The organism is Actinomadura sp. BRA 177, from assembly GCF_013372625.1.
GTDB lineage: Bacteria > Actinomycetota > Actinomycetes > Streptosporangiales > Streptosporangiaceae > Spirillospora.
This window is the reverse complement of the sequence record NZ_JABXFD010000115.1, coordinates 1-12673: the sequence shown is the minus strand read 5'-3', so window position 1 is coordinate 12673 and position 12673 is coordinate 1. Positions and strand designations below refer to the sequence as shown.

At 73.1% G+C, this 12673-nt stretch carries 13 protein-coding genes; 11 read left to right on the top strand and 2 right to left on the bottom strand.

The features are described from left to right. The 6 genes from HUX53_RS03215 to HUX53_RS03190 form a co-directional block, all read left to right on the top strand. Positions 1-983 (top strand): M23 family metallopeptidase (locus HUX53_RS03215; RefSeq protein WP_217919025.1); only part of this gene is annotated, 983 nt, incomplete at its 5' end. Between the two features lie 47 nt (positions 984-1030). After that, positions 1031-1903, top strand: coding sequence for a hypothetical protein (locus HUX53_RS03210; RefSeq protein WP_176401674.1), 873 nt, complete (start codon positions 1031-1033; stop codon positions 1901-1903). Next, positions 1900-3411, top strand: a complete 1512-nt coding sequence (locus HUX53_RS03205) for an NADH-quinone oxidoreductase subunit NuoF family protein (RefSeq protein ID WP_176401673.1) — start codon at positions 1900-1902, stop codon at positions 3409-3411. Before HUX53_RS03210 ends, HUX53_RS03205 begins: the two co-directional genes overlap by 4 nt. Positions 3412-3535: 124 nt before the next feature. Beyond that, a complete protein-coding gene (locus tag HUX53_RS03200) occupies positions 3536-4168 on the top strand; it encodes a DUF4142 domain-containing protein (protein ID WP_255204868.1) in 633 nt (210 codons plus the stop codon). A 38-nt stretch (positions 4169-4206) separates the two neighbouring features. After that, the gene (locus tag HUX53_RS03195; RefSeq protein WP_176401672.1) at positions 4207-5664 is read left to right on the top strand and encodes a DUF1996 domain-containing protein; all 1458 of its coding nucleotides are present in this window, start codon (positions 4207-4209) and stop codon (positions 5662-5664) included. Positions 5665-5788: 124 nt separating this feature from the next. After that, entirely contained in the window at positions 5789-6448 is a 660-nt protein-coding gene (locus HUX53_RS03190) for an NAD(P)H-binding protein (RefSeq protein WP_176401671.1), read from the top strand. Positions 6449-6457: 9 nt separating this feature from the next. Here the strand turns inward: HUX53_RS03190 and HUX53_RS03185 are convergent, their stop codons facing one another. Continuing rightward, the gene (locus HUX53_RS03185) at positions 6458-8260 is read right to left on the bottom strand and encodes a long-chain fatty acid--CoA ligase (protein WP_176401670.1); all 1803 of its coding nucleotides are present in this window, start codon (positions 8258-8260) and stop codon (positions 6458-6460) included. A 252-nt stretch (positions 8261-8512) separates the two neighbouring features. On the opposite strand from HUX53_RS03185, the gene HUX53_RS03180 reads away from it, so the two are divergent. The 5 genes from HUX53_RS03180 (at position 8513) to HUX53_RS03160 (ending at position 12334) form a co-directional block, all read left to right on the top strand. Further along, positions 8513-9208, top strand: coding sequence for a copper homeostasis protein CutC (locus HUX53_RS03180; RefSeq protein WP_176401669.1), 696 nt, complete (start codon positions 8513-8515; stop codon positions 9206-9208). A gap of 43 nt (positions 9209-9251) precedes the next feature. Further along, on the top strand, positions 9252-10019 hold the full coding sequence (locus tag HUX53_RS03175) for a metallophosphoesterase (protein WP_176401668.1): 768 nt from the start codon (positions 9252-9254) through the stop codon (positions 10017-10019). Between the two features lie 44 nt (positions 10020-10063). After that, the gene (locus tag HUX53_RS03170) at positions 10064-10498 is read left to right on the top strand and encodes an SRPBCC family protein (protein WP_176401667.1); all 435 of its coding nucleotides are present in this window, start codon (positions 10064-10066) and stop codon (positions 10496-10498) included. Between the two features lie 154 nt (positions 10499-10652). Then, the gene (locus HUX53_RS03165; protein WP_176401666.1) at positions 10653-11621 is read left to right on the top strand and encodes an ROK family glucokinase; all 969 of its coding nucleotides are present in this window, start codon (positions 10653-10655) and stop codon (positions 11619-11621) included. A 2-nt stretch (positions 11622-11623) separates the two neighbouring features. Further along, complete coding sequence (locus HUX53_RS03160; protein WP_176401665.1) at positions 11624-12334, top strand: endonuclease/exonuclease/phosphatase family protein; 711 nt, start codon at positions 11624-11626, stop codon at positions 12332-12334. Between the two features lie 49 nt (positions 12335-12383). Here the strand turns inward: HUX53_RS03160 and HUX53_RS03155 are convergent, their stop codons facing one another. Then, entirely contained in the window at positions 12384-12611 is a 228-nt protein-coding gene (locus HUX53_RS03155) for a hypothetical protein (protein ID WP_255204867.1), read from the bottom strand. Positions 12612-12673: the final 62 nt, after the last annotated feature.

Genomic DNA, 12673 nt, shown 5'->3' with positions numbered 1-12673 from the left:
CGGCCCGAGCCTGCGGGTGCGAGCACCCGCAGGTGCGGAAGCTGACCCTGGACGAGCGCGGCGCCGCCGCCCGGCAGGCCTACGGCGCGGCGCCGACGCAGCCGCCGATCGTGGGCGCCACCCGGACCAGCGCCGACAAGACCTGGGTGTTCGGCACGACCGCGATCCCCGTCCCCGAGTCCAGCAGCGCCAACCCGGAGGTCGCCTTCTACGCCGCGCACTGGACCGGCAGGGAGTGGCAGGTCGGGCTGTCCGGCGGGAAGGCGTTCGCCACCCTGCTCGGCGACGTGCCCGCGGCCGTCATGTCGGCGTCCGAGGTGCGGCTGGTGAGCAAGTACGGGGCGGTCACCGCCGCGCAGGCCGCCGCCCTCGTCAACGGGACGCGGGCCGGCGACCGGCTCATGCTGCCGTGGAAGATCGGCCAGGTCTGGGCGATGACGACCGCGGACGGGTCCGCGCGCCCGCTCGGCTCGCTGGCGTTCTCCGGCGGCGACGGCCGTGTCGTCGCGTCCGGCGACGGCCGCCTCTACCGGTTCTGCGGCAACGCGTCCGGCAACGCGCTGGTGCTGCTGATCCACCCGAGCGGCCTCGCGACGACCTACTACGGGCTGGCGGGCGTGCCCAAGCTGCGCGACGGCAGCGTCGTCCAGCAGGGCGACGCGCTCGGCCGGACAGGCACCGCCCGGCCCTGCGGCGGCGCCGCGGCGCCCCGCGCCGAGGTCGGGTTCGCGCTGCGCGGCGGCGGCGGGGCGGTCCCGCTGGACGGCGCCGAGATCGGCGGCTGGACGTTCCGGGAGCGGGCCAAGCCGCTCCTCGGGTTCGCCGAACGCGGTGCCCTGCAGGTGCTTCCCGGGGGGCTGATGGCCAACCTCGGCCCGGTCCCCGCGGCGGACGAGGAGCCTCCGCCGTCATCACCGTCCCCCAGCCCCTCGCCGGCGGACGGCGCAGGATCGGCCGGCGCCCCGTCGCCGGCCGCAACCTAGGAAGAGGAGTCCGAACGGTGCGAACTCGCAGCAGTGATGATCCCGCGGTGCCCACCTGGGTGCTGCGCGCCGTGCTCGCGGGCGCGGTGCTGGTGCTCATCGGCGCGGCGACCCCGCCGGGAGCGGTCGCGGTCGCGAACGTGCAGTACTTCCTCAACTTCTTCGCGGGCGTGTTCGCCCTCGTCTCCTACACCACCGCCGTGATGTGCGGGCTGCTCGCCACCGAGCGGCTGATCCTGAAGATCCGGCACCGGGTGCTCGCGCAGGCGGTGCACCGCGCCGCCGCCGTGGTGGCCACGGCGATGCTGGTCGCGCACGTCTCGGTGAAGGTGATGAACGGGATCGCGCAGCCGGTCAACATCGTCGTCCCGGACGGCGGCGCCATCGGGCTCGGCACGATCGCGGCCTGGCTGATGATCCTCGTCCTGGTCATCGGGATGGTGCGGGCGAAGTTCGCGATCCGCGGCAAGACCTGGATGTGGCGGTCGACGCACGCGCTCGCCTACCTCGCCTGGCCGATCGCGATCGTGCACGGCCTCATCACCGGCCGGGCCGCCGCGAACTGGGTGGTGCTCAGCTACGTGCTGAGCGTGGTGCTCGTCGCGCTCGCGCTCGTCACCCGCATGATCGTGGTGATCAAGCCGCGGGACGTGGCCCGGGCCGGCGACGAGGTCGACGCGTTCACCCGGCCGGACGGCGCCGGGCGCCGCCGGTACCGGCGCGAGATGGCGGGGCGCGAGCGCGAGGAGGGCCGCGCCGCGGCGGCGTCCCGCGACTACGACGCGCGCGACTACGACCGGGACTACGACGACGCGGACTACGACGAGCGCGGCTACCGGGACGACCCGCGCCGGACCGTCTCCGACTCGCGCGGCATGCCGATCGTCGGGCAGGGCCGTGACACCGAGGTCATGCGATGACATCGACGGTCACCGTCTCGGGCATCGGCGGCCCCCGCCTGACGCTCGGGTTCGACCGGTTCGACCGGCTGGACATCGACCGGCACCTGGCGGTGCACGGCAAGCTCCGCGCGCCCGGCCTGGACGATCTGGTCCGCATGGCCGAGCAGGTCGACATGCGGGGACGCGGCGGGGCCGGCTTCCCGTTCGCGCGCAAGCTGATGGCGGTCGCGGCGCGGATCAAGCACCCGACCGCCGACCAGACCGCGCTGCTGCCCGGCGAGCGGGCCGACGAGCGCGGCTCCAGCGAGAACGTCGTCGTGGTCGTGAACGGCGCGGAGGGCGAGCCCGGCAGCTCCAAGGACAAGGTGCTGCTCGGCCGGGCCCCGCACCTGGTCCTCGACGGCGCGCAGATCGCCGCGTCCGCGCTCGGCACGCAGCGGATCGTGGTCGCCGTCGAGGACGACGAGGCGGCCCGCTCGGTGCGCGCCGCGATCAGCGAGCGGCGGATGCCGGCCCGCGTCGTCCGGCTGACCGAGCGGTTCATCTCCGGGGAGAGCGGCGCGGTGATCCGCGCCATCAACGGGGAGATCCCGATCCCGCCGGGCGTCAAGGTCCGCGCGTCCGACTCCGGGGTGGACGGCTACCCGACACTGCTGTCCAACACCGAGACGTTCGCGCAGCTCGCGGTGCTGGTCTCGCTCGGCCCCGACCTGTACGCCTCGGCCGGGACCGAGGACGAGCCGGGCACCACGCTGCTCACGATCGGCGGCACCCAGGTCGTGGAGGCGCCGTACGGGACGCCGCTGCAGACCGTCCTCGACCACTGCCAGGTGCCGCCGTCGCCGGGCGTGCTCGTCGGCGGGTACCACGGCATGTGGCTCGACCCGGCCGGGGTGTCGCGGGCGCTGCTGTCGCGCGCCGGGATGCGGCGCGTCGGCGGGACGGTCGGCGCCGGCATCATCCTGCCGCTCACCCAGGGCACCTGCCCGCTCGGCGAGGTGACGCGCATCGCGTCCTACCTCGCGGCGCAGTCCGCCGGGCAGTGCGGGCCGTGCCGGCTCGGGCTGCCCGACGTCGTCCGGTCGCTGAACGCGCTCACCGAGGGCGCCGGCTCGGTGGAGGACGTCCGCCGCGCCGCCAGTGTGGGCCGGGGCCGCGGCGCCTGCACCCACCCGGACGGGACGGCGAAGTTCGTGGTGTCGGCGATGGAGGCGTTCGGCGCCGACATCGACGCGCACCGGTGGGGCGGCGGCTGCGGGCTGTCGACCTACGGCGTGCTGCCGCTCCCGGTGCCGGACGGCTCGGAGGGGCGGGTGGCGATCGACTGGAGCCGGTGCGACGGGCACGGCCTGTGCGCCTACCTCGTCCCCGAGCTGATCCAGCTCGACCGCTACGGCTTCCCCGTGGTGCTCGGCACCGACATTCCCGCATGGCTGGAGAAGGACGTGCAGAAAGCGGTCGCGATGTGCCCCGCATTGGCGCTCCGCGTCGTCGACGGCGTCCCGGGGGCACCGTCGCGGCGCTGAAGCGCACCGGTAAGAAAAATGACGACAAGTGGACATCGTTGAACCCTCGCACCAACGCGGTGCGTATTGATGGCAAGACCCGCGTCGCGTCCATCGAGAAGATTCGGAGAGGAGGCAGGTGATCATGGAGAAGGCGTACGGAATGGCCGCGAGGCGCAGGCTCCCGAGCCTGGGCAGAGGGCGTCTGCTGCTGATCCTGGCGGTCGTCGCCGCGGGCGCGGCCGCCTTCGTGGTCGTCATCAATCCGGTCGGCGCCCCGGCCAGCGGCGCGGCGCGCCTCGGCGGCACCGTGAGTACCAAGTGGGGGCCGCTGAGCGCCCAGGACAGAACGGTGCTCGTCAAGGTCAGGCAGGCCAACCTGTGGGAGATGCCCGCGGGCCAGCAGGCCCAGCAGCGCGCCGCGGCCCCCAGGGTGCGGGAGGTCGCCGGGATCATCGCGGCCCAGCACCTGCAGCTGGACACCGCCACCCGCGCGGTCGCGGAGCAGCTCGGCGTACTCCTCCCCGTTGAGCCCAACGGGTCGCAGAAGAGCTGGCTGAGAGAAATGTCGGGCAAGTTCGGCGCCGATTACGACAAGACGTTCGTGCTGCGGCTCCGTGCCGCGCACGGGCAGGTCTTCCAGCTCCTCGCCAAGGCCCGCGCGCAGACCGAGAACACCGTGATGCGATCGTTCATCGAAAGCGGAATGAAATTCGTGAACACGCATATTTCGCTGCTGGAGAGTACCGGGCTGGTTCCCCGGCGCGCCCTGCACTAGACGTACACATCCCACCCCCGCAAAGGGAGATATTTTCCATGGGACGAAAGAAGAAAGCCTTCGCCGTGCTGATCCCGGCGCTCGCCCTTGTCGCGACGGCCTGCCAGGAGACCCCCGGCGCCGTGGCACAGCCGGGCGCGCCGCAGACGAGCAAGGCCGCGAACCCGGCCGCCTACCCCGAGCAGCCGGCCGGCGGCAACGACGGCTCCGGCATCCCCAACCTGCAGGGCGGTGGCCAGCAGCAGAACGGCGGCCAGCAGAACGGCGGCCAGCAGCAGAACGGCGGGCAGGGCTACGGCCAGCCCACCGGCCAGCCCACCGCCCAGCCGACGGACGGCGCGGGCGGCGGCCAGCAGAACGGCGGCGGCCAGCAGGACGGCGGCCAGCAGCCCGGCGGCGGTCAGATGGGCGACGGCGGTCAGATGGGCGACGGCGGCCAAATGGGTGACGGCGGTCAGATGGGCGACGGTGGCCAGCAGAACGGTGACCAGGGCAATGGTGACCAGGGCAACGGCGACCAGGGCAACGGCGACCAAGGCAACGGCGACCAAGGCGACGGCCAGAACGGCGACCAGGGGAACCAGCCCCCGCCCAACCCGGAACTGCGCGCCGACCAGTTCGTCGACATCAACAAGGCGCCCCGCGTCCGGCAGCCGCGCCGCACCCGGCAGGCGTCCACCGGCGTGTTCGCGTCCGAATGCGGCGTGAACGAGGGCCAGGCGCACAGCAACCCCGACAACGTGCTCGCGGCGCCCGGCGTCGTGAACGGCGCGCACCACATCCACGACTACGTGGGCAACCTCGACACGAACGCCTTCTCCACCGACGAGACGTTCGCCGCGGCCGGGACGACCTGCACCAACGGCGACAAGTCGGCCTACTTCTGGCCGGTGATCCGGCTCCGCGACGGCCAGGACGACTCGGACCGGGCGGAGCAGAGCACGGCGGACGGCAACGTCGGCAGCATCGTCACCCCGTCCAGCGTGAAGCTCCAGTTCCTCGGCAACGCGCGCAGCAAGGTGACCGCGGCGCCGCAGTTCATCCGGATCGCGACCGGTGACGCCAAGGCCGTCACGAACGGCCTGAAGAACGCCCACTCGCAGTGGACGTGCTCCGGCTTCGAGAACCGGGCGTTCACCGACAAGTACCCGCTGTGCCCCGAGGGCAGCCAGGTCGAGCGCGTGCTGAACTTCCCCGGCTGCTGGGACGGCCAGAACACCGACAGCGCCAACCACCGCGACCACGTCGCCTTCGCGAACGAGCGGACGGGCGCCTGCCCGCAGGGCTTCAAGGCCATCCCGCAGCTGCGGATGACGCTGGCCTACGACGTGCCCGCCAAGCCGCTCGCGTTCGCGCTGGACAGCTTCCCCGAGTCGGGCCACGACCCGGTGACCGACCACGGCGACTTCATCAACGTGATGGGCGAGGAGCTGATGCAGCAGGCCGTCACCGCCATCAACAAGGGCGCGCGCACGACCGGCAAGCGCCGCCGCTGACCCGTTCCCCGCGTCCGGACACGTCCGGGCGGCCGGGGCAGGTTCCGGAAACGCGGCCGGTGAGGACGGACCTCACCGGCCGCGTCCGCGCGCGTCCGGCGGCCGGCCGTCCTACGATCGCGGCATGGAGATTGTGATCGCGGGCGGGCACGGGCAGATCGCGCTGCGGCTGTCCCGGCTGCTGGCCGCACGAGGGGACGCCGTACGGAGCATCATCCGCAACCCGGACCACGCCGGGGACGTCCGGGACACCGGCGCCGAACCGGTGGTGTGCGACCTGGAGTCCGCGGACGCGGCCACGGTCGCCGGGCATCTGGCCGGCGCGGACGCCGTCGTGTTCGCCGCCGGCGCGGGACCCGGCAGCGGCGCGGCCCGCAAGGACACCGTCGACCGGGCCGCGTCGGTGCTCGTGGCGGACGCGGCCGAGCGCGCCGGCGTGCGCGACTTCGTGCAGATCTCCGCGATGGGCGCCGGCGAGAAGTCCGCCCCGGGGCGCGGCGAGGTCTGGGACGCCTACATCCGCGCCAAGGGCGAGGCCGAGGACGACCTGAAGGACCGCGACGCCCTCGACTGGCTGATCCTGCGCCCGGGCCGGCTCACCGACGACCCGGGCACGGGGCTCGTGCGGCTGGAGGAGCCGCCGATCGGGCACGACGCGGTGACCCGCGACGACGTGGCGGCGGTCATCGTGGCGCTGCTCGACGCGCCCGGTGTCCGCCGCCGCACGCTCGACCTCCTGAACGGCGGCACCCCGGTCGAGGACGCCGTCGCCTCCCTCTGCTGAGGGCCCGGGTCAGGCGGTGTAGAGGGACTCGATCTCGTCGGCGAAGTCCTTCATCACGACGTTGCGCTTCACCTTCAGGCTCGGCGTCATGTGGCCGGCCTCCTCGGTGAAGTCGACGCCGAGGACGACGTACTTCTTGATCGCCTCGGCGTGGCTGACCGACTTGTTCGCGTCGGCGACCGCGGCCTCGATCTCGGCGATGACGTCGGGGTCGCGGCGCAGGTCGTCCACGCTCATCGTCTCGGGCTTGCCGTGCTGCGCCTTCCACGGGACGAGCGCCTCCTCGTCCAGCGTGACGAGGGCGCTGATGAACTTGCGGCCGTCACCGACGACGAGGCACTGGCTGATCAGCGGGTGCGCGCGGAGCCGGTCCTCCAGCGGGGCGGGCGCCACGTTCTTGCCGGCGGCGGTGACGAGGATCTCCTTCTTGCGGCCGGTGATCCGCAGGAAGCCGTCCTCGTCGAGGGAGCCGAGGTCGCCGGTGTGGAGCCAGCCGTCCTCCAGCGCCTCCTTGGTGGCGGCCTCGTTGTTCCAGTAGCCGCGCAGCACGTTGATGCCGCGGACGAGGACCTCGCCGTCGTCGGCGATGCGGACGTCCACGCCCGGGATCGGCCGGCCCACCGTGCCGATCTTGATGGCGGTGGGGCGGTTGACGCTGGCGGGCGCGGTCGTCTCGGTGAGCCCGTAGCCCTCCAGGATCGTGATGCCGACGCCGCGGAAGAAGTGCCCGAGGCGCTCGCCCAGCGCCGCGCCGCCCGACACGGCGTACTCGACCTTGCCGCCGACGGCGGCGCGCAGCTTGCCGTACACCAGGATGTCGAAGACCTTGTGCTTCGCCCGGAGCCCGAGGCCGGGGCGGCCCGCGTCCAGCGCGCGGCTGTAGGCGACCGCGGTCTCGGCGGCGGCCTTGAAGACCTTGCCCTTGCCGTCCGCCGCGGCCTTCTGCTCGGCGCCGTTGTAGACCTTCTCGAACACGCGCGGGACGGCCAGCAGGAACGTCGGCTGGAAGGACGCGAGGTCGGGCAGCAGGTTCGGGATGTCGCTGTGCCCGAGGACGATGCCGCCCTCGATCGTCGCGACCTCGATCAGCCGCGCGAACACGTGCGCGAGCGGCAGGAACAGCAGCGTGGAGCTGCCCTCGACGGCGACCTCGGAGATCGCGCCCTGCACCGCGTTGCGGGCGGTCGACACCAGGTTCCCGTGGGTGATCTCGCAGCCCTTGGGACGCCCGGTCGTGCCGGAGGTGTAGACGAGGGTGGCGAGGTCGGCGGCGGTGCGGGACCGGCGGCGCTGCTCGACCACGTCGTCGCCGGTGTCCGCGCCGAGCGCGGTGACCTCCGCGACCCCGCCCGCGTCGATGCCCCACACGTGCGCGAGGCCGGGCAGCCGGTCGCGGACCTCGGCGACCCGCGCCTCGTGCTCGGCGGTCTCGGCGAAGACGGCCTTCGCGCCGGAGTCGCCGACGATCCACTCGATCTGCTCGGCGGACGACGTCTCGTAGATGGGGACGGAGACCGCGCCGGCCGTCCAGATCGCGTAGTCGAGGACGGTCCACTCGTAGCGGGTCCGAGACAGGATGCACACCCGGTCGCCGGACTCGACCCCGGCGGCCGCGAGGCCCTTGGCGACCGCCGCCAGCTCGGCCGCGAACTCGGCGGCGGTGACCGCGCTCCACGCCGGCCGGTCGTCCGGGCCGCTCTTGCGGCGCGCCACGATCGCGCCCGGCTCCTCGATGGCCCTGGTGAAGGGCGCGTCGGTCAGATTGGCGGAGTCGGGGACCTCCACCATCGCGGGGACGCTGAACTCGCGCACGGCCCACTCCTGTTGTCGGTCTGCCAGATCGGCGGGAAGTCGTCGGAGGTCTCCCCGTACCGGAATGATACCCATGAGTAGTGATTTCGCCGGTCCGGTGGCGATTCCCCGCCCGGTCATGCCCGCTCCGCGGCGGACCGCACGCCTCCGGGTTAACGGCACGGCAAAGACCGCCCGTCGCCCGTGGCGGCGGCGGTCCCGTCGCCTACGCTTGACCCCGGCCGCACACCGAAACGCCGTCGGGGGATCGCCATGTCGCTGCTCGAAGTGATCGCGCTGACCGCGGACGACGCGCGGGCGGCCGAGGACGGCGGCGCCGACCGGATCGAGGTCGTCGCCGACATGGCCGCCGACGGGCTCACCCCGGACCCCGACCTGGTCGCCGCGATCCGGGCGGCCTCGACGCTGCCGATGCGGGTGATGCTGCGCGCCAACGCCGGGTTCCGCACGACCGGCGCCGAGCTGGACCGGCTCCGGCGCGCCGCCGCCGACCTCGCGGACGCGGGCGCGGACGGCTTCGTGCTCGGCTTCCTCGACTCGGCCGGCCAGGTCGACGCGGCCGCCACCGGCAAGCTCGCCGCCGTCGCCGCGCCGCTGCCCTGGACGTTCCACCGCGCGCTGGACCACGCCGCCGACCCCGTCCAGGCGTGGCGCACCGTCCGGCATCTCGGCGGCGGGCTCGACACCGTCCTCACCGCCGGCTCGGCGCGCGGCGTCGACGCCGGCGTCGACGTGCTCGTGCGGCGCGCCACCGAGGACCCGGACGCGGCCAAGATGATCATGGCCGGGGGCGGGCTGCGCCGCAAGCACGTCGCGGTCCTCGCCGCCGCGGGCGTCACGGCCTTCCACGTGGGCACCGCCGTCCGCCCGGACGGCGCCTGGGACGCCCCCGCCGACCCGGCCCTCGTGCGGGAGTGGCGCTCGCTGGTGTCCGCCGCCACCGGCTGACCCGCCCGCTTCTCCGCCCGGTCCGCCCCATTACAGTCGGTTCATGCGGATCCACGTGGTGAGCGACGTCCATGGCCGCGCGGACGCCCTGACGAGCGCGGCGGACGGCGCCGACGTCCTCATCTGCCTGGGCGACCTGATCCTGTTCATCGACTACCAGGACCACGCGCAGGGGATCTTCGCCGACCTGTTCGGCCAGGAGAACGCCGACCGCTTCATCGCGCTGCGGACCGAGAAGCGCTTCGACGAGGCGCGCGCGTTCTCCCGCGGCCTGTGGGCGTCGCTGGAGGGCGACGCGTGGCCGCACATCGAGCGCGCCGTCGACCGGCAGTACGCGGAGCTGTTCGCCGCCATGCCGTCCCCGGCGTACCTGACGTACGGCAACGTCGACGTCCCGCGCATGTGGGGCCCGCACCTGCGCGACGGCCACCACGTCCTGGACGGGCAGACCGCCGAGATCGGCGGGCTGCGGTTCGGGTTCGTCGGCGGCGGCCTCCGCACCGAGTACCGCACCCCCTACGAACTGGACGAGGAGACCTTCGCCGCCAAGGTCGCGGCCGTCGGCGAGGTGGACGTGCTGTGCGCGCACATCCCGCCCGCCGTCCCCGAACTGCTGTACGACACGGTCGCGCGCCGGTTCGAGCGGGGCAGCGAGGCGATCCTGGACGCGATCCACCGGACGCAGCCGAAGTACGTGCTGTTCGGGCACGTCCACCAGCCGCTCGCGAGCCGGATGCGGATCGGCCGCACCGAATGCGTGAACGTCGGGCACTTCCGCGCCCGCGGCGTTCCGTACGTGCTGACGGTGTGACGGATACGGTCGGTACGACAGCGACAGCCGGAGGGAGACGCCAGATGGCCGACCGCACGAGTTCTTCCATCACGGTCAAGGCCGGGAAGGCCGAGATCATGGCGGTGATCGCCGACCTGGAGGCCTACCCGGACTGGGCGAGCGGCATCCGCGAGTTCACCGTGCAGGAGACCGGCGAGGACGGGCGCGCGCTGCGCGGCCGGCTGACCTTCGACGGCGGCCCGTTCAGCGACACCGTCGGGCTCGCCTACACCTGGGAGGGCGACGACCGGGTGACGTGGGAGCTGGTGGAGCCGGGCACCGTCGTCACCGGCCTGCACGGCACCTACGCCCTGGCCGAGGGCGGCGGCGGCACCGAGGTGACCTACGAGCTGGCCGTGGACGTCCGCATCCCGATGATCGGCATGGTGAAGCGCAAGGGCGAGAAGCGGATCATCGACTCCGCCCTCAAGGGCCTCAAGCGCCACGTCGAGCGCTGAACGCGGCAGGAGACGATTCCGCGCACGCCCGTGGCGGGGGGATGATGGAGGCGGCGGCCGGGGCACCGGAGTCATGGGACCGTGCCAAGCCGCCGGCATCGGGTAGTGCGGTAATGGGCTCCAGCCGGGGCGCGCGAGGAGGAGGAAGCGTTACATGGCCCTGACCATCGGCGTGGATGTGGGCGGCACGAAGGTAGCCGCGGGGGTCGTCGACGACCGGGGGACGATCCTGGAGAAGGTCCGCCGGCCGACTCCCTCGACGAACCCGAAGGAGACCGCCGAGACCATCGCCGAGGTCGTCGACCTGCTGAAGGGCAAGTACGACGAGGTGTCGGCGGTCGGCCTCGGCACCGCGGGCTTCGTCGACGAGGCCCGCGCCACGGTGCTGTTCGCGCCGAACCTCGCCTGGCGGGACGAGCCGATCAAGGAGAAGGTCGAGAGCCTGGTCGGGCTGCCGGTCGTCGTGGAGAACGACGGCAACGCCACCGCGTGGGGCGAGGCCCGGTTCGGCGCGGGCCGCGGGGAGAACTTCCTCGTCCTGGTGGCGCTCGGCACCGGCATCGGCGGCGGCATCATCATGGGCGGCGAGCTGTACCGGGGCGCGTTCGGCATCGGCGCCGAGATGGGCCACTTCCGGGTCGTCCCGGACGGGCGCCGCTGCGGCTGCGGCAACCGCGGCTGCTGGGAGCAGTACGCCAGCGGCAACGCCCTCGTGCACGAGGCCCGCGACCTGGCCCGGGTGGCGCCCGCGATGGCGGGACGGCTGCTGGAGCTCGGCGGCGGCCGCCCGGAGGGCATCAGCGGCCCCGAGGTGTCGCAGGCGGCCCGCGAGGGCGACAAGGCCGCGCTGGAGTGCTTCCGCACCATCGCGCACTGGGCGGGCCAGGGCCTCGCCGACCTCAGCGCGATCATGGACCCGGGCGCGTTCATCATCGGCGGCGGCCTGTCCGACGCCGGCGACCTGCTCCTCGACCCGATCCGCACCGCGTTCGAGGACGCGCTGACCGGACGCGGCCACCGCCCGCTGCCCGACATCCGGATCGCCGAGCTGGGCTCGGCGGCGGGCATCGTCGGCGCCGCGGACCTCGCCCGCGTCCGCCCCTTCCGGGACGTGATCGTCTAGGCGTGGCCGCCGTCCGCCTGCTGAGCTACAACGTCCGGTCCCTGCGCGACGACCCGGCGGCCGTGGCCCGCGTCGTCCGCGCGGTCGCCCCGGACGTCCTGTGCCTCCAGGAGGTCCCGCGCTTCGGCCTGTGGCGCCTCCAGCGCCGCCGCCTGGCGAACGCCTGCGGCATGCGGATCGCGGCAGGACGGCGGGCCTGCGGGCTCGCCGTCCTCACCGCCCCGCACGTCCGTCGCGAGGCCCGCGAGTTCCACCTGCTGACCCCCGACCCGGACCTGCACCGCCGGGCCCTGGCGATCGCCGTCCTCGAAATCCGGGGAACCCGCCTCATAGCCGCGAGCACCCATCTGGACCTGAAGGACGAACCCCGCCTCCGCCACGCCGACGAGATCCTCGCCCACCTCGACCGGGCCCGCACCCGCTACGGGGCACCGGTGATCCTGGCCGGCGACTTCAACGAAGAACCGGGCGGCGACACCTGGACCCGCCTCACGCGAACCCTCAAAGACGCCTACGAAACGGCCCCCACAGGCGAAGAACGAACCTTCTCGTCCCGCACCCCGTCCCGCCGCATAGACGCAGTCTTCACCGACCCCCAATTCCACCCCACCGCCTGCGGCGTCCCAACGGACGAGACCCTGAAAAGGCTCTACCCAGTGGCCACAGACCACCGTCCCCTAATGGCGGACCTAGACCTGACCGCCCCTGGATGAGCCGCAAAACCCTCCCGTCGCTGACGGGGGATTGGGGGGCGCCCCCCTATTAGACGACCGCTCCGTCGTCGGGGTCCCTCGGTTCGTCGCCCATGCGGAGGACGAGGGTGACGAAGCCGCCGATGAAGGCGGCGACGGCGAGGAAGGCGGCCCAGCCGGGGACCTCCCAGTCGAGGATGACGGTGATGAGCAGGTAGACGGGGCCGCCGATGAGCGCGATCCAGGCGCCCTTGGTGAGCGGGTCGGCGGCCCCGTCTACCCCGTCTCCTATACACATTCTCCGCTGCCCACAAACCGCATACTGTAGAACACGTTGCTATCTCCAGCACCTCAAAACAA

What these genes read in the sequence shown, in the direction of transcription:
- HUX53_RS03205 (WP_176401673.1), top strand. Translation starts at nt 1,900, where the DNA reads ATGACATCGACGGTCACCGTCTCGGGCATCGGCGGCCCCCGCCTGACG.
- HUX53_RS03175 (WP_176401668.1), top strand. Translation starts at nt 9,252, where the DNA reads ATGCGGATCCACGTGGTGAGCGACGTCCATGGCCGCGCGGACGCCCTG.
- HUX53_RS03195 (WP_176401672.1), top strand. Translation starts at nt 4,207, where the DNA reads ATGGGACGAAAGAAGAAAGCCTTCGCCGTGCTGATCCCGGCGCTCGCC.
- HUX53_RS03190 (WP_176401671.1), top strand. Translation starts at nt 5,789, where the DNA reads ATGGAGATTGTGATCGCGGGCGGGCACGGGCAGATCGCGCTGCGGCTG.
- HUX53_RS03165 (WP_176401666.1), top strand. Translation starts at nt 10,653, where the DNA reads ATGGCCCTGACCATCGGCGTGGATGTGGGCGGCACGAAGGTAGCCGCG.
- HUX53_RS03155 (WP_255204867.1), bottom strand. Translation starts at nt 12,611, where the DNA reads ATGTGTATAGGAGACGGGGTAGACGGGGCCGCCGACCCGCTCACCAAG.
- HUX53_RS03200 (WP_255204868.1), top strand. Translation starts at nt 3,536, where the DNA reads ATGGAGAAGGCGTACGGAATGGCCGCGAGGCGCAGGCTCCCGAGCCTG.
- HUX53_RS03180 (WP_176401669.1), top strand. Translation starts at nt 8,513, where the DNA reads ATGTCGCTGCTCGAAGTGATCGCGCTGACCGCGGACGACGCGCGGGCG.
- HUX53_RS03170 (WP_176401667.1), top strand. Translation starts at nt 10,064, where the DNA reads ATGGCCGACCGCACGAGTTCTTCCATCACGGTCAAGGCCGGGAAGGCC.